This window comes from Chryseobacterium gallinarum, assembly GCF_001021975.1.
GTDB lineage: Bacteria > Bacteroidota > Bacteroidia > Flavobacteriales > Weeksellaceae > Chryseobacterium > Chryseobacterium gallinarum.
Map to the genome: position 1 here is coordinate 1,291,711 of NZ_CP009928.1, position 22,843 is coordinate 1,314,553.

General features: G+C 37.7%; 18 protein-coding genes. 8 read left to right on the forward strand and 10 right to left on the reverse strand.

The window, feature by feature from the left end:
* Positions 1-227 precede the first annotated feature (227 nt).
* The 7 genes from guaB to OK18_RS05875 form a co-directional block, all read right to left on the reverse strand.
* The gene (gene guaB, locus OK18_RS05845; RefSeq protein WP_050022570.1) at positions 228-1,688 is read right to left on the reverse strand and encodes an IMP dehydrogenase; all 1,461 of its coding nucleotides are present in this window, start codon (positions 1,686-1,688) and stop codon (positions 228-230) included.
* 193 nt (positions 1,689-1,881) lie between these two features.
* Positions 1,882-2,382, reverse strand: coding sequence for a DUF4252 domain-containing protein (locus tag OK18_RS05850; protein WP_053327418.1), 501 nt, complete (start codon positions 2,380-2,382; stop codon positions 1,882-1,884).
* A 12-nt stretch (positions 2,383-2,394) separates the two neighbouring features.
* Positions 2,395-3,675 carry a DUF4252 domain-containing protein gene (locus OK18_RS05855; protein ID WP_053327419.1) on the reverse strand — a complete coding sequence of 427 codons (1,281 nt, stop codon included), beginning with the start codon at positions 3,673-3,675 and terminating at the stop codon, positions 2,395-2,397.
* A 41-nt stretch (positions 3,676-3,716) separates the two neighbouring features.
* Complete coding sequence (locus tag OK18_RS05860; protein ID WP_053327420.1) at positions 3,717-4,391, reverse strand: hypothetical protein; 675 nt, start codon at positions 4,389-4,391, stop codon at positions 3,717-3,719.
* Positions 4,366-4,875 (reverse strand): RNA polymerase sigma factor, encoded by a 510-nt coding sequence (locus tag OK18_RS05865; protein ID WP_053327421.1) that lies wholly within the window; start codon positions 4,873-4,875, stop codon positions 4,366-4,368. Before OK18_RS05865 ends, OK18_RS05860 begins: the two co-directional genes overlap by 26 nt.
* A 98-nt stretch (positions 4,876-4,973) precedes the next feature.
* Positions 4,974-6,134, reverse strand: coding sequence for a GlmU family protein (locus OK18_RS05870; RefSeq protein WP_053327422.1), 1,161 nt, complete (start codon positions 6,132-6,134; stop codon positions 4,974-4,976).
* Between the two features lie 278 nt (positions 6,135-6,412).
* Positions 6,413-6,664 carry a type B 50S ribosomal protein L31 gene (locus tag OK18_RS05875; protein WP_002976190.1) on the reverse strand — a complete coding sequence of 84 codons (252 nt, stop codon included), beginning with the start codon at positions 6,662-6,664 and terminating at the stop codon, positions 6,413-6,415.
* A gap of 183 nt (positions 6,665-6,847) precedes the next feature.
* On the opposite strand from OK18_RS05875, the gene OK18_RS05880 reads away from it, so the two are divergent.
* From OK18_RS05880 to OK18_RS05900, 5 genes are all read left to right on the forward strand, one after another.
* Entirely contained in the window at positions 6,848-8,257 is a 1,410-nt protein-coding gene (locus OK18_RS05880; protein ID WP_053327423.1) for a hypothetical protein, read from the forward strand.
* Positions 8,258-8,259: 2 nt separating this feature from the next.
* Positions 8,260-8,586 carry a nucleotide pyrophosphohydrolase gene (locus OK18_RS05885; protein WP_053327424.1) on the forward strand — a complete coding sequence of 109 codons (327 nt, stop codon included), beginning with the start codon at positions 8,260-8,262 and terminating at the stop codon, positions 8,584-8,586.
* 22 nt (positions 8,587-8,608) lie between these two features.
* On the forward strand, positions 8,609-9,832 hold the full coding sequence (locus tag OK18_RS05890) for a 3-phosphoshikimate 1-carboxyvinyltransferase (RefSeq protein ID WP_053327425.1): 1,224 nt from the start codon (positions 8,609-8,611) through the stop codon (positions 9,830-9,832).
* 76 nt (positions 9,833-9,908) lie between these two features.
* The gene (locus OK18_RS05895) at positions 9,909-10,583 is read left to right on the forward strand and encodes a hypothetical protein (RefSeq protein ID WP_053327426.1); all 675 of its coding nucleotides are present in this window, start codon (positions 9,909-9,911) and stop codon (positions 10,581-10,583) included.
* 127 nt (positions 10,584-10,710) lie between these two features.
* Positions 10,711-11,709: a phosphatidylinositol-specific phospholipase C gene (locus tag OK18_RS05900; protein WP_228377699.1), complete on the forward strand. Its 999-nt coding sequence runs from the start codon at positions 10,711-10,713 to the stop codon at positions 11,707-11,709.
* A 165-nt stretch (positions 11,710-11,874) separates the two neighbouring features.
* Here the strand turns inward: OK18_RS05900 and OK18_RS05905 are convergent, their stop codons facing one another.
* The 3 genes from OK18_RS05905 to OK18_RS05915 form a co-directional block, all read right to left on the reverse strand.
* Positions 11,875-13,698, reverse strand: a complete 1,824-nt coding sequence (locus OK18_RS05905) for an alkaline phosphatase (RefSeq protein WP_053327427.1) — start codon at positions 13,696-13,698, stop codon at positions 11,875-11,877.
* 148 nt (positions 13,699-13,846) lie between these two features.
* Positions 13,847-15,355: a RagB/SusD family nutrient uptake outer membrane protein gene (locus OK18_RS05910; protein WP_050022560.1), complete on the reverse strand. Its 1,509-nt coding sequence runs from the start codon at positions 15,353-15,355 to the stop codon at positions 13,847-13,849.
* Between the two features lie 27 nt (positions 15,356-15,382).
* A complete protein-coding gene (locus OK18_RS05915; protein ID WP_053327428.1) occupies positions 15,383-18,271 on the reverse strand; it encodes a SusC/RagA family TonB-linked outer membrane protein in 2,889 nt (962 codons plus the stop codon).
* Positions 18,272-18,607: 336 nt separating this feature from the next.
* On the opposite strand from OK18_RS05915, the gene OK18_RS05920 reads away from it, so the two are divergent.
* The 3 genes from OK18_RS05920 (at position 18,608) to OK18_RS05930 (ending at position 22,742) form a co-directional block, all read left to right on the forward strand.
* The gene (locus OK18_RS05920) at positions 18,608-19,396 is read left to right on the forward strand and encodes an SDR family oxidoreductase (protein ID WP_053327429.1); all 789 of its coding nucleotides are present in this window, start codon (positions 18,608-18,610) and stop codon (positions 19,394-19,396) included.
* A 133-nt stretch (positions 19,397-19,529) separates the two neighbouring features.
* Positions 19,530-21,134, forward strand: coding sequence for an autotransporter assembly complex protein TamA (locus OK18_RS05925; protein ID WP_228377700.1), 1,605 nt, complete (start codon positions 19,530-19,532; stop codon positions 21,132-21,134).
* 174 nt (positions 21,135-21,308) lie between these two features.
* Positions 21,309-22,742: an MBL fold metallo-hydrolase gene (locus tag OK18_RS05930; RefSeq protein WP_053327431.1), complete on the forward strand. Its 1,434-nt coding sequence runs from the start codon at positions 21,309-21,311 to the stop codon at positions 22,740-22,742.
* The last annotated feature ends 101 nt before the right edge of the window (positions 22,743-22,843 follow it).

The following is a 22,843-nucleotide window of genomic DNA, read 5'->3' on the forward strand; positions in this document are numbered from 1 at the left end:
ACAATAACGAAATAATATTTTGCACAAAAATACATAGTTTTTTGACACATAACTCATAATTAGTCACAATATATACATTATTGTTACAAAATATTTTGATAAAAAATTAGCATTTATAAAAACATCTCCCCCATTAGTTTAAATCATTTACATTAAATCTGGATAGAATTTATAAAATAAAAAAACCGCACATTCCTGTGCGGTTTCATTTATAATCTCAATTATTTTTACAAAGAATAATTCGGGGCTTCCTGAGTGATGATTACATCATGCGGGTGGGATTCTTTCAATCCGCTTCCGGTAATCATAACAAGTTTGGAATCTTGTTGCAAAGCTTCAATATCTTTAGCTCCACAATATCCCATACCTGCTCTCAGACCTCCCGTCAACTGGAAAATTACATCTTCCAGCTTTCCTTTATGAGGAACTCTTCCTTCAATTCCTTCCGGAACGAATTTTTTAGCCTCACTTTGGAAATATCTTTCCTTACCTCCTCTTTTCATGGCAGAAAGGCTACCCATTCCCTGGTAAGATTTGAATTTTCTTCCCTGGAAAATAATTTCTTCCCCCGGTGCTTCATCAGTTCCTGCTAAAAGAGACCCCAACATAACGGCTCCTGCTCCGCTAGCAATCGCTTTTACGATATCTCCGGAAAGTTTGATTCCTCCGTCGGCAATTACAGTTACATTTTTAGATTGAGCGTATTCGTACACATTGTAGATAGCAGATAATTGAGGAACTCCTACTCCTGCCACCACTCTTGTCGTACAGATAGAGCCCGGGCCAACTCCTACTTTAAGAACATTAGCTCCTGCTTCAATCAGGTCTTTAGCCGCTTCAGCCGTTACAATATTTCCTCCTACGATATCCAGTTCCGGATAGGCTTTTCTGATTTCAGAAATTTTATCCAATACCCCTTTTGAGTGCCCATGTGCAGAGTCAATCGCTACAATATCTACCCCGGCCTGCACCAAGGCTTCAATTCTGTCAAGGGTATCTTCTCCTACCCCTACTCCGGCTCCTACAATAAGTCTTCCGCCCTGGTCTTTATTCGCATTCGGATATTCTAACTGATTGTCGATATCTTTAATGGTAATCAACCCAACCAGTTTATTATCTTTATCTACGATTGGAAGTTTTTCAACTCTGCTTTTAAGAAGAATTTCTTTGGCTTTTTCAAGATTGGTATCTTTATCGGAAGTGATCAGATTTTCTTTGGTCATGATCTCTTCCACTTTTATATCAAGATCTTCCTGATACTTTACGTCCCTGTTGGTAATAATTCCGATCAGCACATTTTCAGCATCTACTACCGGAAGGCCTGAAATTTTGTATTTTGACATCATTTCTTTAGCCTGTCCCAAAGTATGATCTTTGGAAAGGGTAACCGGATCAGAAATCATTCCGTTTTCGGAACGCTTTACACGGTTTACCTGGGCAGCCTGCTCAGCGATTGTCATGTTTTTGTGAATAAAGCCCAAACCTCCGACTCTTGCTAATGCTATGGCCAGATCAGCTTCAGTAACAGTGTCCATTGCAGCGGAAACTATCGGAACATTCAGCGTGATTTTGTCGGTAAGTCTTGATTTTAATGAAACCTGATTAGGTAAAACTTCTGAATAAGAAGGGACTAGAAGAACGTCATCGAAAGTGATGGCTGTCTCTACAATTTTGTTATGAATAGACATCTTTACTTTCTTTGCAAAATTAGGTTATTTTGGTGAGATATGAAAATCCTTTTTAATAGTTTAAATAAAATTTAATAATCAATAACTTAAATCGAAAAACCATCCTTATGATAAGAATGGTTATGTACAAAATAAAATTAGTATTATATAGAAACTACTTGTTAGTATCAAAGTTTGTAAATAATAACAGCTATTATTTATCTGAAAAAGAATTGATCATTTTCGAAATATCTCCTGCTGTAAAACTTCCTTTTACATCCACAAAAACCAATTCTTTATCTGAATTTACAGTAATCAGCATATTTTTAATAGCATCCCCATTTTGTTTTACCCTTACATTGACATTATCTCCGTCATGTTTTATGGTTGCCCAATCTTCGTAATGGCTATTGTTCAAATAGCGAACATAGTCATTAAGCATCTCTTTGCTTCCGTTTTCTACGGTAAGGATTTTTATTTTGGAAATTTTCTTTACCAGGTTTACCAGTTCCTCACTTTCTCCATCTTCCCTCAGAGCTTTCTTGATATAGGGCTTTGCCAATAGCATCGGGACATTAAAGCTTGTATATTTCGCTCCTTTAAAATCATATCCTGCATCTGAAAAAAAGTCTATATTGGGTTTTTCTGAAACAATACAGGATTGAAGGGTACCAATCATCAAAAGAGTCAAAAAAATGTTTTTAAAAGTTTTCATGGCTAACATTTTTTAATCCAAATGCCTTAAAGTACCTCCTGATGTTTTACTGATATTGGATTCTATTTCCGGTCTTCCTTTATATTTTACCAAACCTCCTGAAGATGCTCTCACTTTTAATTTTCCGGATACATTTACAGAGAGATTCCCGCCTGATGTAGCTTCCGTTTCAAGAGAAGTTAATTTTAAATCATCAGCTTTACAAACAGCTCCACTGCTAATATCAATAGTTCCGGATTCGGCACTTCCGCTCAGATTTGTACTGGATCCGCTTGAGCTTTTGACTGAGATTTTTCCGGTCGTAATCCCGGCTCTGACGTTGGCTCCTGAAGAAACCGAAATATCCGTTGCTCCTGAGATTTTGAAATCACCTGTCACATTGGCTCCCGATGATGCATCAATTCTCATATTATTCTCTTGAATGGCATTTACCACCGTAAGGTTTGATCCGGAAGAAACATCAATGCTGCTCATTTTTGGGGAGGAAACATTTACACTTAAATTTCTAAATTTCAGGTTCCTTATTCCTTTGTTATCAATATAAATTCTCAATATCCCGTTTTCTACTTTTGTAATGATATATTGCAACTTATCAGAATCTGCAATTACTTTTACACTGGCAGGTTTTTCCTGCTTGAAGACTACATTCACTCCGGTACTTACCTGAATTCCTGAAAAGTCACCAACATTTCTTGCTTCTCCATTCAGGTAAGAAGGATTATTTTCTGATGTGATATTACTTTTTATATTACTGACCGGATTTTTTTTGGTTTCACTGGAGCTGATGATTTTACTCACATCATCCATAGAAAGTTTACCATCAAGCATTACAAAAATACTTTCTCCACTTCCGCCATCAATGCTCAATAATAAATCATCCAGAATACCATTCCTGGCTTCGGCGGAAAGAAATTTTATCTTTGCTCCGGAATTGTTTACGGACATGATTTCATTGTAATTCAGATTCTTCAGGTAAGAGGAAATATCCTTACTCAACTGGGAAAGGTTATCCTGAACCCTGCGACCATCAGAAGTATTTGATTTTTCAGGATTTTCTGTAATCAAAATCTTTAAACCATTGATTTTTGACAATAACGGTTTGATCTGATCCAGCTGGGAATCATCAATGTTCAGACTGCTCAGCATTCCAAACATAGGCTTGGCAATTTTAATAGAAGTAACGCCTTCTACTTCCTGATATTTGTCAAAAAGCTGATCGAATTTATCTCTTTGCCCATACACCGTAAAGAAATGGGAAAAAGCAAGTGCGAATATTATGAATAGTTTTTTCATGAGTCAATTTTTTTTACTTAATGATTAATACTTTCTTTCATTTAATAATCATCATCTACCACTTTAGGCTGTACCAATTTTTCACTAACGTTATTTGCAAATATCTGGAATGAATACTTAGTCACATTGATGGCTTCTTCTACATTATCAATTCTTTTTCCGTTCACAATAACGTAAGAATTTTTATATCCTGTAGAATCTTTTGAAACCGTATTTGTTTTAAAAGAAGAATTGTCTACATATCTCGGCTTTCTTTCTTTTTTGAGCCTTCCTCTTTTAGGTAGGATTTCATCTAAAACATCTTTCTCCGCTATTGAATTTTCCTGAAAAATGGAATCTTTTTTAGCTCCTGAAACAGAATCTGAATGATTCGCCGCTACCTGATGCTGATGTTCGTTATTTTCTTCAATAAAATCCGACTTTTGCCTTAAAACTTCGTCTTTTACGAGTTGTTTTTTATACTGAACATTAGCTGAATGCTGATGATAAAAGAAAAAGCCTGCACTGAAAAGCAGCATTACACTGGCAGCCATCCAAAACCATTTAGGAAAAGAGGGCTTATTTTTTTCGAGCGGGATTACAGGGCCTTCTTCTTTTCCAGAAACGGGTGTACCCTCTGCTTTCTGAAGAAAATCTTCAAAACTCCAATCCATCTTATCTTCCTTAATTTCCCGGAAGACTTCGTCGTATTTATTCTGTAATTGATCTTTTTTCATAGCTCATCAGTTGTGAGATTTGTTCTTTTACTTTTTGTCTTGCCCGCATAAGGTTGACCCTTACCGCATTTTCCTCCATTTCCAGCATTTCAGAAATTTCAGACACTTCATACTCTTCTACATCTTTCAAATGGATAACCATTTTTTGTTTCTCCGGAAGCTGGTTGATAAATCCTATAATGTGTTCTTTAAGATTATCAACCTCCATGCTGTACAGCTCCGAACGATGCAACTGCAAATCAGCAAATCCTAACTTGACATCGTGATGTTTCAGCCGGTTCAGACATTCATTCCGGACAGACTTCAATGCATAGGATTTAAAATTCCCAAATTGCTCAAGCTCATCCTTTTTTTGCCAGAACTTCATCATCAAATCCTGCACCACATCTTCTGCTTCATCACTGCTCATAACGAACCTTTTCGCAAAACGATACATCTCGTCTTTGAGAATAAACACCGTATTCTTGAAAGTTTCTTGGGTCATGAGTTTTGTTTCTTATAGGTAAGACAACTGCCGTTTCAAATCTATTACATCGAAAATAAAAAAACTTCAAAAAAATTGAAGTTTTTATAATGAATAGACTAATAGTTATCAAAAATATGTTTTAAAATCGCTTTGTCTTCCTCTGATAAAGCCACTTTTCTTCTGGCCATTGCTCTTTCTGCCACTTCGTAAACTTTATCCAGCCTGAACCTTTCATCATCTTTCAATCCGCCCCATGAAAAGTTTTCTACAAGATTAGGCGGAAAGCCCGGTTTAAAAATATTAGAAGCTACACCTACTACAGTTCCTGTATTCAGCTGTGTATTGATGGCCGTTTTGGAATGATCGCCCATAATCAGGCCGGCAAACTGTAGTCCGGTGTCTTCAAAGGCTTTGGTCCTGTAATTCCAGAATCTTACATGGGCATAATTGTTCTTCATATTGGAAGAGTTACTGTCTGCACCGAAATTACACCATTCCCCGATCACAGAATTCCCTACAAAACCTTCATGTCCTTTACTGGAGTAACCGAAAATGATAATATTATTGACCTCTCCTCCTACTTTACAATGGGGACCAATCGTAGTGGCTCCATAAATTTTGGCTCCCAGATTGAATTTTGAGTGATCGCCAAGCGCTATAGGGCCCCGGAGATGACATCCTTCCATCACTTCAGTATTTTTTCCAATATAGATTTTTCCGGTTCTGGTATTCAATGTAGAAAATTCAATTTCTGCTCCTTCTTCAATAAACAGGTCTTTTTTGTCCCCTAAAAAACCATTGGTGGAAGACAATTCCTGTGAAGTCCTGCCTTTCGTAAGAAGATCAAAGTCAAAATCTATAGCGTGATGGTTATAAGTAAACAGGTCAGCAGGCTTTTTAAAGAAGATCAGGTCTTCTTTAATATCTGTCATTTTTTCAATCTGGTTTAAGGAAAAGCCTTTCATGTTTATTCTGGCCGCTACCAATTCATCTTCATATACCAAAGCTTCTCCCTGTTTAAGATCCCTGATCTGTTGAATAACAGTTTCCGTAGGCAGAAAGTTCGGAACCAGAAAGAGACTTTCTTTTTCATCAGGGCTTTTAAATTTATCCTGAAGATAAGTTTCCGTGAAGTAAGAAATTTCGGTATTCTCCAGGATTTTAGACCATCTTTCGGAGAAGGTAAGAATTCCACATCGCATGGCTGCCACGGGGCGGGTGAAGGTAAGTGGAAGAAAGTCTTCCCAATATTGTGCGTCTGAAAATACTAATTGCATTTTTTAGAAGTTAAAAAGTTAGAAGTTGAAAGTTAGAGTTGAAAAATCCTGTTTCAATAACAGACTTTCTGCATCAAATTTCCAGCTTTACACAAAAATACAAAAAGATGGGAGAAGTTGAGATAAAGATATAAGACTAAAGAAAAGAGATTGGCTAAAGGCAATATTTCCAGTCTGTGATTTAATAGAGAGCTCATTGAGCGAAAGGCTTTCTATCTTTTAATAAAAAAAGTCTCCCAAATAATTGGAAGACTTCAGTATTTTAATGATACAAAAAATTATTTAGCGAATTTTTTGTATTTGTTCATGAACTTATCAACTCTACCTGCAGTGTCAACTAATTTCACTTTACCAGTGTAGAAAGGGTGAGAAGTTGAAGAGATTTCCATTTTAATCAAAGGGTACTCTTGTCCTTCATACTCGATAGTGTCTTTTGTTTCTGCAGTAGACTTGCAAAGAAACACCTCGTCGTTACTCATATCTTTGAAAACAACAAGTCTATAATTTTCTGGGTGAATTCCGTTTTTCATAATACAATTTTTAAAAAATTAAAGTTTGCTTTCGAAATAGTAATGGATATTTCTCTGCTAATTTTAGGTTGCAAAAGTACAACATTTTTTCTAATATCCAAATACAGAATTCAATATTTTTTAATTGATAAGAAATTCAAAGTATTTTCGTTAAATTTGGAACTTACTTAAACTTTAATTTCGATGAAATTCAAATTATTACTGGCTTTTTCTTTCTGGATGCTTCTTGTAGCGGTATCATGTAATAAGGATGATATTACCTTTGATGCTCCTTCACAGCAATTGCGTTTTTCAAGGGATACGGTATTCTGTGATACGGTTTACCATCAGGTACGCTCAGAAACTTATGCTGTAAAAGTATATAATAATGAAGATAAAGATATTATGATTCCCAGGATCAATCTTGAGAAAGGTTCAGCATCCTTATATAGAATCAATGTAGACGGAAAACCCGGTTATGATTTTAAAAATGTTCCTTTAAGAAAGAAAGACAGTCTTTATATTTTTGTTGAAATCGCACCTGAAGCTACCGGGCCAGAAGCCATTGCTGAAGACCGTGTTGTTTTTACCGGTGCTGCCGGACAACAGCATGTCACTTTATTTTCTGTAGTTCAGGATGCAGAATTCTTTATTCAAACGCCTTCCAATCCTAATATAATAGCAGCCCATACTACCTGGAATAATAATAAAGCTAAGATTATTTACGGTGATCTGACGATCAATCCTAATGTAGTACTGAATATCGAAAAGGGAACCAAGGTGTATTTCCATAAAAACAGCGGTATGAAATTTTCTGCCGGGTCAACTTTAAATATCAATGGAACCCAGGATCAGGAGGTTATCCTTCGCGGAGACAGAAACGATACAGCATACGATACGGTGCCTAAAAACTGGAACTCTATAAAAATGGAGGCCAATACGACTCTTAATATGAACCATGCCAGGTTATTCGGGGGAACCAGAGGCCTGGAGATGAAGCAAACCAATGCTACGATCAATAATTCATTCATTCATACTTTCTTTGAGTATGGGATTTATGCGGTAGGTTCTACGGTAAATGCCACCAACCTGGTGATGAATAATTGCGGGCTTTCCTGTATTGGGATCTTCAGAGGAGGAAATCACTCTTATACCCATGCTACAATTGCCAATTACTCCAGAACAATGAACAATTTTGACAGGAAGGGCATTTTCGCAACCAATGAATGGAAAAATGATTCCGGGCAGACAGAACAGGGTGCTTTACAGCAGCTTAGCATAAGAAACAGTATTGTTTACTCTGACAGGGATAATTCTATTCATTTTGAACCTACACCCGGTCAACAGTTTGAGTTCTTGATCCAAAACTGTTTGCTTAAATACTCAAATACATCGGAGGCCGGATTCCCTTTTGACTCAAGTCCTAATGTACTGCAAAGTATCAAGAATGAGGATCCGAAATTTGTTAATTACTTCATGGCCAAAATGAACCTAAGGGTAACACCTGCCTCTCCGGCAAAAGGCAAAGGAAATTTAACGGTGGCAGGAACGGTGCCTTTTGATATTGTAAATGTATCCAGAACTTCTAATCCTACTCTCGGGGCTTATCAATAATAATGGAAATTACTCAACTGCAACAGCAAGTCGATGAATGGATCAAAACCATCGGCGTACGGTATTTTAATGAACTCACCAATATGGCGATGCTGACTGAAGAAGTTGGCGAAGTTGCCAGAATCATCGCCAGAAGGTATGGCGAACAGAGTGAGAAAGAAAGTGATAAAAGCAAAGACCTGGGAGAGGAACTTGCAGATGTACTTTTTGTAACTTTGTGCCTTGCCAACCAAACCGGGGTCAATCTGCAGGACGCCTTCGACAGAAAAATGAAAATAAAAACTGATCGCGACAAGGAACGGCATCAGAATAATGAAAAACTGAAGTGATAAGACATCACGTGTAAAAATAATGAAGCTAGAAAAATCAGAATTAACAGGAAATAAAACAGTACAGATCAGCGGTTCGAAAAGTATTTCGAATCGTTTATTGATTTTGGAGAGTTTATTTAAAAACATACCAATCGGGAACCTTTCCAATTCCCAGGACACCCAATTGCTGAAAAAAGCATTGGCTGAGAATACGGATACCGTAGACATTCACCATGCCGGAACTGCTATGCGTTTTCTGACTTCCTACTATTCAATCATGGAAGGGAAGACCACAATTCTTACGGGATCTAAAAGGATGAAGGAAAGACCTATAAAAAATCTGGTCAATGCATTACAGGATCTCGGTGCCGAAATTGAATATCTGGAAAATGAAGGTTTTCCACCTTTAAAAATTACGGGTAAAAAGATTATTCAGAGCCAGGTACATGTACCGGCCAATATTTCAAGCCAGTTTATCACTTCCCTGCTTCTTATTGCCGGTAAGCTTGAAAACGGACTGGCTATTCATCTTGTAGGGGAGGTAACATCCAGATCTTATATTGAAATGACACTTGATATTTTAACAAGGTTTGGAATTCAAAATAGCTTTGAAGGAAATACCATTAAAGTAGAACCTTTTGATACAAAAAAAGCATCTACGCCCGTTCATTATGAAGTGGAGAGCGACTGGAGCTCTGCTTCCTATTTTTATTCTATCTGCGCCCTGGGCAGAAAGATGATCCATTTAAAAAGTTTTTACAAAAAATCAACCCAGGGGGATTCTGCAATTGCCGGAATCTATGAAAATTTCTTCGGTATCAAGACTATTTTCTCTGAAGAAGAACATACCATCACGTTAGAACCTCAGCCGGATTTTTCATTCCCTGAAAAGATTGTCCTGGATATGAATAACTGCCCGGATATTGCCCAGACACTTTGTGTAACAGCCGCTGCGTTAAAGATTCCTTTTGAAATTTCAGGATTGGGAACTTTAAGGGTAAAGGAAACCGACAGGCTCCAGGCTTTATATAATGAGCTTAAGAAACTGGGAACGGAGACGGAAATTACTGACTTAACCATCAAATCGGTCAGCTTCGGAGAACCGCAAAAAGATATTTCGATTGCTACGTATCAGGATCACAGAATGGCAATGAGCTTTGCCCCGTTCTGCCTGATCGGTGAACTCACCATTGAAGATGATAATGTGGTAGAAAAATCTTACCCGATGTTCTGGGAAGATCTGTCCGGTATATTAACTAGTTGATTTTTACAGTGCAGTAATTTGAGAATAATTTTATGAATTGTTTCAAATTACTGCATTTCAATACCATTCCTGCTCGATGAAAAATATATTTACTTTTTTCACTTTTTTATTGGTTTCGGGCTTCCACGCCCAAACCCTGAAAACTTTCTCGGTACCTGAGGGCTATAAAAAAATTGCGGAAGTAAAAGGGGATCTTGATAAAGACGGACAGGATGAAATGGTATTGGCATTCGATACGGATATAATAACAGACCGGCACTATTCCGGGAAAACAGATTATCAAAGAGTTTTTTATATTCTGAAAAATACAGATAGCGGCCTTAAGATATGGAAAAAAAATTCTACCCTGCTTTTTTCAAGTGCAATGGGATTTTATCCGGAAGATAATATTCTTGAGTTTAGTATTAAAAACGGCAGGCTTATTGTCAGACAGCAGTTTTCTACCAATTCAAGGCATACTCAAAACTACAGGCATACCTTCATGTTTCAGAATGGTGACTTCTATTTAACCGGCTCTTATGACACTTTTGAAGATACCTGCGATTTTAATTTTCTGAATGTTATCAATTTTTCTACTGGGAAGGTTGTTGCAGAAAGGGAATACTCTTCCTGTGATGAGGTAACAAAAGTACCTGAAAATTTTTATAAAGAATTTACATACAAGCCCAGGACCCTTATAAAAATGGGTGATTTCAGGATTGGTGAGCATAAGGTGGAAATTCCCGGTACAACGGAATACATTGTTTTTTAAGCGGACCTTATAAACGAGGCTCTTACCGGTTTCCTTTATTTCAACAAATTAATTATCTTTTAAAGTTAAATTAACTCCTCATATTTTGACATATCCTTATTTTTAGATTAAATAAAATATAAAAACTATGTCAAAACAAAGCATGAGACGCTTTACAGCCATTGTCCTTGGTATGGCTGCTGCCAACCTGTTTTTTTCCTGTTCAAATGACAGCATTATTGAAAGAGATGCCACTGAAACCACTCTTGCTTCCGCAGGAAAAATGAATTATATGGCTTCTTTGGCGTCTATTGAGATGAACAACTGGATGTCCGGGCTTCAGGATAATATTTCCATTTCAAAGATTTCCATTCCCGGGACCCATGATTCGGGAGCACGTATAGATGCCCCTGTTGTATCTGGTACAGCAAAAACACAAAACCTCAGTATTGCCGAACAGCTGGATGCAGGAGTACGTTTTCTGGATATCCGTTGCAGGCATATTGATAATTCTTTCACAATTCATCACGGAGCTATCTACCAAAATCTGAATTTTGATGATGTGCTTAACGCCTGTTATGCTTTTTTGAACAGCCACCCGTCAGAAACAATCATCATGTCTGTAAAAGAGGAATATGATGCTTCCAATACAACAAGGAGTTTTGAACAGACTTTTGATTCGTATATTCAGAAAAACCCTTCTAAATGGGACCTGGGAGCCGGCATACCTAACCTGGGTGATGTAAGGGGAAAAATTAAATTACTGAGAAGGTTTTCTGCAGGAACATCAAAAGGAATCAATGCTACTTCCTGGGCCGATAACACTACTTTTGAAATTAACAATTCCGAAGCACAACTTAAAGTTCAGGATTATTATAAAGTAACCAATAATGATGATAAATGGGCGGGAATATCCAGCCTGCTTAATGAGGCTAAAAATAATACCGGGAACAGGCTTTTCATCAATTTCACAAGTGGCTATAAACCCGGGATATTTGGAATACCAAGCATTCCAACCGTTTCAAATTACATTAATCCCAAGCTTAAGACGTTCTTCCAGACCAATACCAAAGGTTCGTATGGAGTCTTGCCTGTTGATTTTGTCAGCGCAGAATTATCAGAGCTGATTGTTAAGACTAATTTTTAGTAACAAAGTTTTCAAAGAATATCATTTTTTAAAAGATGCAGGCTGTTTCAGAAATGGAACAGCCTGTTTTGTATTAATTCAGATGGATTCCTACCGGAGTTTTAATCGATTACAACCTTTCTTTGCACTATTACAATGGTTTACATCAATATAATAGTGAATGAGCTATTTTTGGATCCCGTAAGCAGCCATAATCTTATTGAAGATCTCTGTATTTTCAAACAACCCCGTAAATTCTTTAGAATTCGGGCCATAAGCAAAAACATTTGACGGGATCGAAGTATGATCATTGGTACTAAAGTTTCCGAATACCCAGCCTTCCCTGAGACTTCCATCAAGAAGGGTTAACCCTCCCGTTTCATGGTCTCCTACCACCACTACTAATGTTTCTTTATTTTCATCTGCAAACTTCATCGCTTTTCCTACCACATGGTCAAAATCTAGTAATTCGGTAACCAGCTGTTCCATATTATTGCTATGTCCACCTCCATCTGTTTGAGAAGCTTCCACCATCATAAAGAAGCCTTTTTTATTATTTTTTAAATCATTCAAAGTAAGATCAAATGCATCGGCAAGCCAGTTACCTCGTCCATCGGTGATTCTTTGGGAGGCTAAAGGATCTATTACCAGCGTACGATTACTGGTTGTGGCTGATTTCAGATCGTGATAAATATCTACTTTTGCTTCTTTCAGCTTTTGCTCCGTCTCCCGGGTTAATCCATTGGTAGGTCCGCCGATCAGGATTTTTGCTTTAGAGGTAATAAAATCTTTAAGTATCAGTTCTGAACTGTTTCTGTTGTCTGAATGGGCGTAAAAATCTGCCGGGGTAGCATCGGTAACATCTCCGGTAGAAATTAAACCGGAAACCATTCCTTTAGCCGCGATAATATCAGGAATCTGTGCCAATGCTTTTCCCATTCCGTCAACTCCTACAAAGGTATTTTTAGTTTTCACTCCGGTAGCAAATGCTGTAGATCCCGGGGCTGAATCTGTAATATAGGCATTGGAAGAATTGGTTTTAGAGAGCCCTGTTGCTTTCATATTGAAAACATTCAGCTTCCCTTTGTTGGCAGTAAATGCGGCATAATATTGCGGTAAGGAAGTTCCGTCCGGAATCAGGAGAATTACATTTTTTACTTTTTTATCAATACCATCTGTTTTATAGGTTGGAGTATAAGTTGCATATTCTTTTGTATTCTTGTAAAAGTTCTTAGGAATAGTATTCATGAACTTCTTAAGATCCGGGATATGGTCGGTGTTGATATAATCCACTCCAAGGTCCATCAGATTCACCCATGCATTGGGAAAATCAGGGGCTCCATAAAAGCGTACCGGTTTTTTCCGAGCATGTGCTTTTTCTACAACTGATTTTATTTTCGCTGTTTCTTCATCTCTTGGAATTCCTTTCCCATTCCATTTTACGAGCCCAGGGAGGTCAGCACTGAACATTCCAATTCTTTTTAACTGATCTTCTGTGTAATTTTTATCAGGATCCCCATCGAAATAAAGGTAATCTGGGTAGTTCTTAAAATCGTCCGGTTGTGGCCTTCCTCCTGTAATGACAATTTTAATCCCGCTGTTTCCTGTAATTTCAGGATACTTTTTTAAGGTGTTTACCAATGCATTCAGGCTCGTTTTATAATTCTGCTTGATATCGATGAGCAATTGTAATTTTCTATTGGGATCCGGGTAAATATTTCCCTTATTCAGCTTTATCTGTTTGGAAATAGTATCCAGATAGAGGTTCTCCAGCGTTCTGCCGGCTGAGAGTTCTTTTTCCGTATGTGCTACCCATAATTTCCCTTTTACCAGAAAAACATCGGCTTCAATAGAACCAAACTGTGCATAATACGCCTGCCAGAAAGGAACTTCCTGCATATAGTCATTGTGTGAATGTGCGTTTTCCACACTATAGTTTAAATAATTCTGAGCCTGATTTTCAGTAAAAGCTGCCAGAGCCAATACAGCCAATATTTTTGATAGTTTCATTCTTAAGTTTTATTTTTTTCAAATTGAGGGCTCATCAATATGATAGATTTAAGTGTCACTTGATGCCTCTATGATATCTATTTAAAAACTATATCATCACAGAGCTTTCTGCAATGATATAGTCATTATCCATTGATTATATTAAATTTTACCAGCCTTCATTTTGTTTAATAACACCGTAACTGTTTACAATTTCAGCTTGTGGCACTGCCCAGACATTATGGATTGCCGGATTAAAGTTTCTAGCTGCCCAGACCACCTGTCCGTTAATCCCATGTAAAGGTTTTGCATAATTAGCCTGTGCATCTCCCCAACGGACAAGATCCCTGTGCCGGTCTGCCCATTCTCCTGCCAGTTCACAGCGTCTTTCATGCTTCAGGTCGGCCATTGTACATCCGGTTTTCGGTGCCAGACCTGCACGTGTTCTGATCATATTGATTTCCTGATCGGCATTTTGTCCCATCATCAGTCTGGCTTCCGCTTTGATAAGGATCACCTCAGCATAGCGCATAATAGGGATGGCAAGGTCTGTACATGGGTAGTCTCCGTTGGCACTTACATGGCCACTGCTTAATGGATATTTAAAAGCATCCATATATTTATTGAACTGGTATCCTGTAAGGGAGTTTGAAGAAGCGTAAGTTCTTTCTGTTCCGTTAAAGGTAAATTTATCTCCTAATTTCAAAATCGTTGTACTCCTCCTTTTATCTCCGGCTTCATACTCATCATATAATTCCTTCGTTGGCTGGAAATATCCCCATCCGTTATACTCACCCCAGCCTTTATTTTCAAGCATTACTCCGGGTAGGATACTTCCTACAGAATTAAATTTAGGGGTACTTGGTACAGACCAGATATATTCTGAACTATAATTATTTTCAGCCTTGAAAACATCTGCATAGTTGTTTAAAAGATTCCTGTTTCCTTTTGTCATCACCTCATTAGCCCAATAGGCTGCATTCTGCCAATCTTTCATAAACAAATATACTTTTGCCAAAAGTGCCCATGCTGCCGCTTTATGAGGTCTTCCGTAATCTTTGGCAGGAAGCTCTTCCTGGCTAGGTAATAGTTCTGCCGCTTTTTTCAGGTCATTCACAATATAATTGTAATTTTCCATGACATTGGCTGCCCTGGGAACGGGCTTCGGATCGGGCTCTTTGGTGCGGTCTACGATGGGAACTCCTGCTTTTTCATTTCCATAGCTATAAGCCAGCTCAAAGTACATCCTGCTGCTCATGAACAAGGCTTCACCCAGATACTTATTTTTAGTCGCTTGTGACGCCTGGATGTTATTAACATTACGAATGACGCGGTTAGCCACTCCTATTACCGTATATCTTTTATTCCATTGGGTTTCCAGATCTCCTGCCGCGATATAATTGCTGCTGAAATTCTTCACATTATCGGCTTCACTTTTTGCTCTTCCCGTAACCATATCATCACTGGCATTAATGAACCAGAAAAAGCCTCTTCCATAAAATTCACTGTCGGAAAGTGGTTTATACATTGCATTTGCACCTGTGATCAGGTCATTTTCTGTTTTCCAGAAGTTGGCTTCCGTAGGAGTTCCTTCCGGTTGTATATCCAGTTCATTTGTACACGATGAGAGCGCTAAAAATATTCCTGAGATTAAAATTGCTTTATTAAAAAATTTCATCTTTTTTACTTTTTAAATTTGTTTAGATTACAATCCGACTTCCAGGCCGAAGATAAATGACCGGGCCTGAGGATATCTTCCGGTATCCACACCATAGGTTTCCATTCCCACTTCAGGATCAAAGCCTGTATATTTGGTAATGGTAAACAGGTTATTAGTTGTCATGTACACTCTGATTTTATTTACATTCAGCCTTGAATACAGTTCCTTCGGCAATGAATATCCAACCGTAAGATTTTTCAGTCTCAGGTAAGAGCCGTCCTCCACATAGAAATCCGATACTTTTGAATAATTACCGCCTGGATCACCATGTACCAGCCTTGGAATATCCGTATTGGTATTCTGAGGTGTCCAGGCATTCAGAATATCCCTGTCCATATTATAGTTTTGCCCTGTTCCACCGGGATTCAATGAAATAAATTTTAATCCGTTGAATATTTTGTTTCCATATACTCCCTGGAAGAATAGGTTGAGATCAAAGTTCTTCCATGTCATATTGTAGGATAGCCCGTAGGAAAATTTAGGGTAAGGATTTCCGAGGTTTACAAAATCATTGTTATTTAATGTTCCTGTATTTCCCTCTTTCTTCAGGAATTTAATATCTCCCGGTTTAGCATTAGGCTGGATGAGGTTACCGTTGGCATCTTTATAATTATCGATTTCGGCCTGAGTCTGAAAAATTCCATCGGTTTTATAGCCATAATAAGAATACAGGGATTCACCTACCTTCACACGGGTAGGTTTCAATACTCCCCGGACATTATTGCTGCTGATAAACATCTCTTCAACACCGGCCAGCTGTTTCACCGTATTTTTTAGTTGACTAAAAGTAGCGCCTATGGAATAGCTAAAATCTCCTGTATTTTTGCTGTTGTAATTAATTCCTATTTCATATCCTTTATCCTGGAATAATCCGGCATTCACATACTGATCTACATATCCTGATGTACTTGGAAGGCTGACATTGAAAATCTGGTCTTTTGAGTTTTTAACAAAATAATCAAATTGTAACGACAGGCTATTACGTAAAAAAGAGGCATCTACTCCAAAATTGGTCTGCTCAGATTTTCCCCACTTCAGGTTTGAGTTGGGATTGGTGGTAGCGTAATAGGCGATATTCTGAGTTGGATCCTGTCCGAAAATCACATTATTATCACGTACCATCAGCGGATTCACGGCCTGAAAGGAGATTCCTCCAAGATTTCCTAAAATCCCGTAGCTTCCTCTCAGCTTCAGATTGGAAAGCCAGGCAATGTTATTCATAAAATTTTCCCTGGAAACCACCCATCCTCCTGAAATGGAATAATAATTGGCAAACCTATTCTGTTTTGCCACCAAAGAAGATCCGTCTCTCCTTCCTAACAAACTGACTATATATTTTCCTGCATAATCATAGTTTACTCTTGCCAGATACGATATCAAAGATTGTCTGTATTTGTAACTGTATACTTCCTTATTGGTATCTGCAGCATTTTGAAGATATCTGAACGCTTCGGCCTCGCTTCTGAAATCAAAGGCTTTTGCTCTGAAACCGTCTTCAGTGGTTTTTTGAAAAGTAAAGCCGGCAAGGAAGTCAAAATTATGCTTATTTGCAGTGAATTTGTAAGTAAGGAGCTGCTCTGCAAGAGATGTGGATAAAGTATTAGATTGATATTCCAGATTGTTGGTATCAAATATTTTTCCTATTTCCAGTACTCTGGAAGTAAATTCTTTAGTATTTCCTATTTTAAAAGTTTGTGAAAAGTTGGAACGGAACTTTAAATCTTTGGCCAAAGCAACTTCTACATATGGATTAATCAAAATTTCATGGGTAGGATTCTGAATACTGATCCTTTTAAGATAGGCCACGGGATTGATCATGTCCCCATATCCTCCTGCCACCTCAATCGGCAATCCTGAATACGCTCCTGCCGGAGTATATACCGGAACATTCGGCGGATAATACATTGCCGCTACCAAAGCTCCTGTATAACCATTTTTTGTATTGGCTGTATTTCCATCGGAATAATTATAATACATATTTTCTCCGATCGTCAGCCAGTCTTTCACCTTGTGTTCAGAGTTAACCCTGAAATTGTAGCGTTTTGCCTGGGTATTCAATAAAATTCCTTCCAGGTTCCGGTGGTTCATCCCTACAAAGAACCTAGATTTTTCACTTCCTCCACTAAGGTTTACATTATATTCCTGTACGGTTCCTGTACGGAAGATTTCTTTCATCCAGTTGGTTCTGGTAATTCCGCCGTCAGCATATTTTTCTGCGTTGAATGCGAGTGGCAGGCTATTTATTTTCCCGGCATTATCATACGCCTGGCGCATTACTTCCTGGAACTCTGCCGCATTTAAAGATTCTTTTAACCTCCAGGCCTGGTTGATCCCGTATTTAACATCAAAATCCACTGTCAGACTTCCTTTTTTACCTCTTTTCGTGGTAATGAGGATAACCCCGCCTGAAGATCTTGCCCCGTAAATAGCCGCGGAAGCATCTTTAAGAACAGAAATATCCTGAATATCATTAGGGTTAATAGAAGGTGTCCCGTTAAAAACTACGCCATCTATTACATAAAGCGGAGATTCACCATTTACACCTCCCAAACCACGGATATTAACTTTTGGTGAGCCATTGGGATCTCCGCCCTCATTAACCACCGTTACCCCAGGGGCTTTACCCTGCAGGACTTCTCCTACTCCGGATAAAGATCTGGATGTAAGTTTATCCAACGAAGCTTCAGAAACAGCACCCGATATCTTGCTTTTTTTCTGAGTTCCATATCCTACTACAACAACCTCATCGAGTGTTTTTTCTTTTAAGCTGTCTTGTTTCTGGGAGAGGAACATTGGTGAAGCAGATATTGCACCAATTAGTAATACCCGGCCCGTTAAGTAAGTTACTGAGACAGGGATTTTTAATACATTCATGACATCCTGATTTAATTAGATGCAAAATTAGATCAGCTATCTCTCCCACTTCATTACGGGTTTTTTATGTTTTTATTAAGAAATTTTATCGGTCATCACTTATTGGAATTAACCAATATAAACAACACCTTGTATATCAATAGTATAAACAATTAAAATAATGATAAGATATATTACCAATAGCATGATAGGGATTAACTTTATTTTAATTTTATGACCAATCATATACAACCATATCAAAAAATCAATGTCTTGCTATCTGCTTTTTCAGTTGTAATAAATGGCAGAGTTCATATTTCTTTTTTACATTTGCTGAAATTAAAATTATCAGCTTCAATGACCATCATCATTACAGGAACGTCTTCAGGAATCGGGTTCGCATTAGCCGAATATTTTGGTAAAAAGGGACACAAAGTATATGGCTTAAGCCGGAAGCATACGGAAAGCCCGTATTTCAAATCGATCCCGACGGATGTTACCGACAATACAGCTGTTCAGAATGCCATCGCAGAAGTTTTAACTACAGAAACCAGCATTGATGTTTTGATCAATAACGCCGGAATGGGAATGGTGGGGGCTGTAGAAGATTCCACAAAGGAAGACATTTTAAAACTGTTCAGTCTTAATCTGGCCGGTGCCGTTCAGATGATGAGCGCTGTTCTTCCCGGCATGCGTCAAAATAAATTCGGGAAAATCATTAATGTTTCCAGTATCGGAAGTGAAATGGGATTACCTTTCCGGGGATTTTATTCTGCTTCAAAATCAGCCCTGGATAAAGTAACGGAGGCGATGAGGTATGAAGTGTATCCATGGAATATTGATGTTTGCTCACTTCATCTGGGAGATATTAAAACCAATATTGCCGAAAACAGGGTCATTGCAACGGTTTCCGAACCCTATAAAAATATTTTCAATAAAGTGTATGCTTTAATGAATGCCCATGTAGATGAAGGAACCGAACCGAAAGAAGTGGCGGAATACATTGAAAAGCTTCTGAATAAAAAGAAATGGAAAGCTCATTATTATTTTGGTAAATTCGGGCAGAAAATCGGGGTTCCGTTGAAATGGATTCTTCCACAGGGAACCTATGAGAATTTAATGAAGAAATATAATAAACTGGATTAGTTTCAGTTATTAAAAAAATTATTAACTGTATTTAAACCATTAAGGGATTAAGTAGTGAAGAATGCCTCGCTTTTAAGCTCAAGATGATTATTAAAATGCCACTTAATTCTTAGTGATTTAAATAAACATAGCATTGAAATTATTTCTGAAAATATTTTTTGTTGTATTCTGCGTTTTTACACAAGCGCAGAAAAAACAATACTGGCTCATTGACTCAGAGACCAACGTAAGGAAAAAGGTTAAAGATTCCGCTTCTGCCGTAAAGTTCCTGGATTCACTGGCACAAAATAACTACTTCTTTACCCGGCTGAAAGAGGTAAAAGCAAAAGGAGACAGCACAGAAATATTCTATGATAAAGGAAAAAATTATAATGAAACCTATGTAGACCTTTCTGATTCCATTGTACAAAAGCTTAAAATACAGAAAGATTTCTTCACTAAAAATTTAGATTCTACCAAAAAAAGCATTAATAAAAGTTACATTGACGAAGGATATTCTTTCAGCAGAATCAAATCCCGATATAAAGGGCAGAAAAACGGCTATCCTGTTGTAGAACTGGATATCAATAAAAATGATAGAAGAACGATCGACGGCTTTGTGCTCAAAGGGTATGAAAAAGTTCCGAAAAGGTTTATGAAGAATCTTGAAAAGGAATTTAAAGGAAAAAACTATGATGACAAAAATTTGCTGGCGATCAATAAAAACTTTCAAAGCCATCCTTTTCTAAGCCTTGAGCGGCAACCCCAAACCTTATTTACCAAAGATTCAACCAATATTTACCTGTTCCTGGAAAAGAAAAAGACCAATACCTTTGACGGTGTCATCGGATTTGGAAATGACAAGACAGACAAATTTACCTTAAACGGTACCATGAATGTCAATTTCAGGAATATGTTCAATGGTTTCGAAACCATTAATCTGTATTGGCAGAGAAATCCCGATAAAGGACAAAATTTTGATTTGCAGGTTGACATTCCCTATCTCTTCAAATCCAATGTCGGGATGAATGCAAAGGTGAATATTTACAGACAGGATTCCACTTTTGCCAACGTAAAATTCTTACCGGCCTTCTATTATCACATCAATAACCGGAACAAGATCGGAATTCGCGGAACTTTGGAAACCTCTACTATTATTGATTCTCTGTATGTTCAGGGAAAGGATTATAACAAGAGGGGAATCGGGGTCTGGTTTGAAATGACAGAACCTACCGACATTGATCTTTTCCTGTACAAGACAAGGATCAATGCCGGGTATGATTTTCTAACAACAACTTATACAAAAGGAAATACCAAAGCTACCCAGAATCAGTTTTATTTCTTCGGTGAACATAATTACCATATTGCCGGAAATCATTTTCTCAACATCAAAGGAGAAGGAGCCATGATGGATTCTAAGGTAGAGTTTTCTGCCAACGAATTGTACCGCTTCGGAGGCTGGAATTCCATGCGGGGATTCAATGAAAATTCCCTTGCCGCTGATTTCTTCTATTACGGAAGTTTAGAATACCGGTACCTCATCGGCAGCCAGGCATTTTTTGATATCTTTGGCCAATATGGTCAGCTCAACAATAAATCCCTGAATGTAAAACCCAAACTCTACAGTGTAGGACTCGGTTTCAACTTTTTCATCCCTATCGGGCTGATGAGCTTCCAATTATCGAATGGAAATGAATTCGGGAATCCGTTTAAATTCAATGATATCAAAATCCATTGGGGGATTCTGAGCCGGTTCTAAGGCTTTTCTTTCAAAGTTATTGTAAGCTTTGAATTGCTCAACGTGAGATTTAAAGGTTTTTAATCCGTACCTTATTCATAAAAACCCGCAAAACATTACAATACAAATATTTACTGAAAAATAGTTACATTTGTTTTGAGAAGACACAATGCGAAAAAAATAAATAAAAGTATCATGAAAATTAAGTTTTTATTTATAATCGGATTTTGTCTGAGCTTTTCTATTAACGCATTGGCACAAGATACAAAGCAAGTAATTCAAAAAAGTCTGTCAGCATTAGGAAACTGGGAAGCGGTAGATAACTTTGAATATTCAACTCAAAGGACAAATTCAGACCGATGGCAGGGATATGACTTCAATAATCCTATACCCGAAAAAGATGAGTTTCATCTCGCTTTTGATCTGAAAAACAATCGTTTCCTGCATCATACCCGGAATCATTACCCCGGCGGTTATTTGTTTGACACATACAGGCTGGGCCGGGATGCAACATATTATGTATATGATGGCATCGGCAGCAGAACCGGAAAAGATTTGCTCAATCTCGGCTCTTCTTCTTTCAATAACAGAAAAAATGCTTTATTGAACAATTTCTCTTATTTTATCCTGAAGCAATTGCTCACAGAAAGTAAAGATGAATCTTTGCTTACAGCAGACAATACCTGGATTATCTCCAGAAAAACACCATCCGGCACTGAAGAATACTGGTTTGATAAAAACACTTATCTTTTAAAAAAAATAACGAAAATCCAGGGACAAGATACCCTGATTCAACATTTTGATGATTATTTGACAGCCGATGGATTGATGATTGCAAAGAAAAGCAGCCTGGAACGCAACGGAACACTTGTTTATTCAGACTCGTTAAGCTCATTCAGGCACAATAAAGGAGTAGATCCTAAGGTTTTTGATTTTCCTCCGGGATATAAAACGGTCACAGAACAGACTCCTAAGCTTTCCGCTAAAATGTTGACTAAAGACGTCTACCTGATTGAGAATGTAGATGGGGACCGGAATATCTTATTCGTTAATATGGGCAACTATATTGTTCTTACGGAAGCTCCGCTATCATCGGCTACCACCCGATCAATACTGGAGGTTATTCATACTGCTTTGCCCAATATACCTGTCAGATACGTTCATCTCTCCCATTTCCACAATGATCACATTTCGGGTATTGCAGAAGTAGTGAAAGAAGGGGCAACAATTATCTGCGCAGAAAGTATGAAGCAACCTGTTATTGCCATGTTACATAACGGCAATACTGCTGCTCAAACCGGAGATGCCAGTTTTATCGTTTTTAACAACAAAAAAGTGTTACAAAACGGGCAGAAAAAACTGGAATTTTATGAAGTTCCTAACAGCCATGCCAAAGGAATGTCATTCTTATATCTGCCGCAGGAAAAATTGATCTACCAGGGCGACCTGCTATCATTGCCTGCCGATTCATATCTTACTCCGGCAATAGCTGTAACCAGGGAGTTTTCAGATTTTCTGCATCAGAAAAAGATACCTTTCGACCAAATTATTGGTCATCACGGACTTCCTCTCATTTCTAAAAAAACCTTTGATGAGGTTATTACTATGAAAGAACCCGTTTTTCATTGACATTTTGTGAATTATTCATCATATAATAAAGCATAATCGCCTATACAAAACGCAATTTTTATTTTATCATTGTGTTAATTACCATCGTTAAAAAGTATCAA

Excerpts from the sequence above, each read along its gene's own strand:
- guaB (WP_050022570.1), bottom strand. The coding sequence starts at position 1,688 with ATGTCTATTCATAACAAAATTGTAGAGACAGCCATCACTTTCGATGAC.
- OK18_RS05850 (WP_053327418.1), bottom strand. The coding sequence starts at position 2,382 with ATGAAAACTTTTAAAAACATTTTTTTGACTCTTTTGATGATTGGTACC.
- OK18_RS05855 (WP_053327419.1), bottom strand. The coding sequence starts at position 3,675 with ATGAAAAAACTATTCATAATATTCGCACTTGCTTTTTCCCATTTCTTT.
- OK18_RS05860 (WP_053327420.1), bottom strand. The coding sequence starts at position 4,391 with ATGAAAAAAGATCAATTACAGAATAAATACGACGAAGTCTTCCGGGAA.
- OK18_RS05865 (WP_053327421.1), bottom strand. The coding sequence starts at position 4,875 with ATGACCCAAGAAACTTTCAAGAATACGGTGTTTATTCTCAAAGACGAG.
- OK18_RS05870 (WP_053327422.1), bottom strand. The coding sequence starts at position 6,134 with ATGCAATTAGTATTTTCAGACGCACAATATTGGGAAGACTTTCTTCCA.
- OK18_RS05875 (WP_002976190.1), bottom strand. The coding sequence starts at position 6,664 with ATGAAAAACGGAATTCACCCAGAAAATTATAGACTTGTTGTTTTCAAA.
- OK18_RS05880 (WP_053327423.1), top strand. The coding sequence starts at position 6,848 with ATGAAATTCAAATTATTACTGGCTTTTTCTTTCTGGATGCTTCTTGTA.
- OK18_RS05885 (WP_053327424.1), top strand. The coding sequence starts at position 8,260 with ATGGAAATTACTCAACTGCAACAGCAAGTCGATGAATGGATCAAAACC.
- OK18_RS05890 (WP_053327425.1), top strand. The coding sequence starts at position 8,609 with ATGAAGCTAGAAAAATCAGAATTAACAGGAAATAAAACAGTACAGATC.
- OK18_RS05895 (WP_053327426.1), top strand. The coding sequence starts at position 9,909 with ATGAAAAATATATTTACTTTTTTCACTTTTTTATTGGTTTCGGGCTTC.
- OK18_RS05900 (WP_228377699.1), top strand. The coding sequence starts at position 10,711 with ATGTCAAAACAAAGCATGAGACGCTTTACAGCCATTGTCCTTGGTATG.
- OK18_RS05905 (WP_053327427.1), bottom strand. The coding sequence starts at position 13,698 with ATGAAACTATCAAAAATATTGGCTGTATTGGCTCTGGCAGCTTTTACT.
- OK18_RS05910 (WP_050022560.1), bottom strand. The coding sequence starts at position 15,355 with ATGAAATTTTTTAATAAAGCAATTTTAATCTCAGGAATATTTTTAGCG.
- OK18_RS05915 (WP_053327428.1), bottom strand. The coding sequence starts at position 18,271 with ATGAATGTATTAAAAATCCCTGTCTCAGTAACTTACTTAACGGGCCGG.
- OK18_RS05920 (WP_053327429.1), top strand. The coding sequence starts at position 18,608 with ATGACCATCATCATTACAGGAACGTCTTCAGGAATCGGGTTCGCATTA.
- OK18_RS05930 (WP_053327431.1), top strand. The coding sequence starts at position 21,309 with ATGAAAATTAAGTTTTTATTTATAATCGGATTTTGTCTGAGCTTTTCT.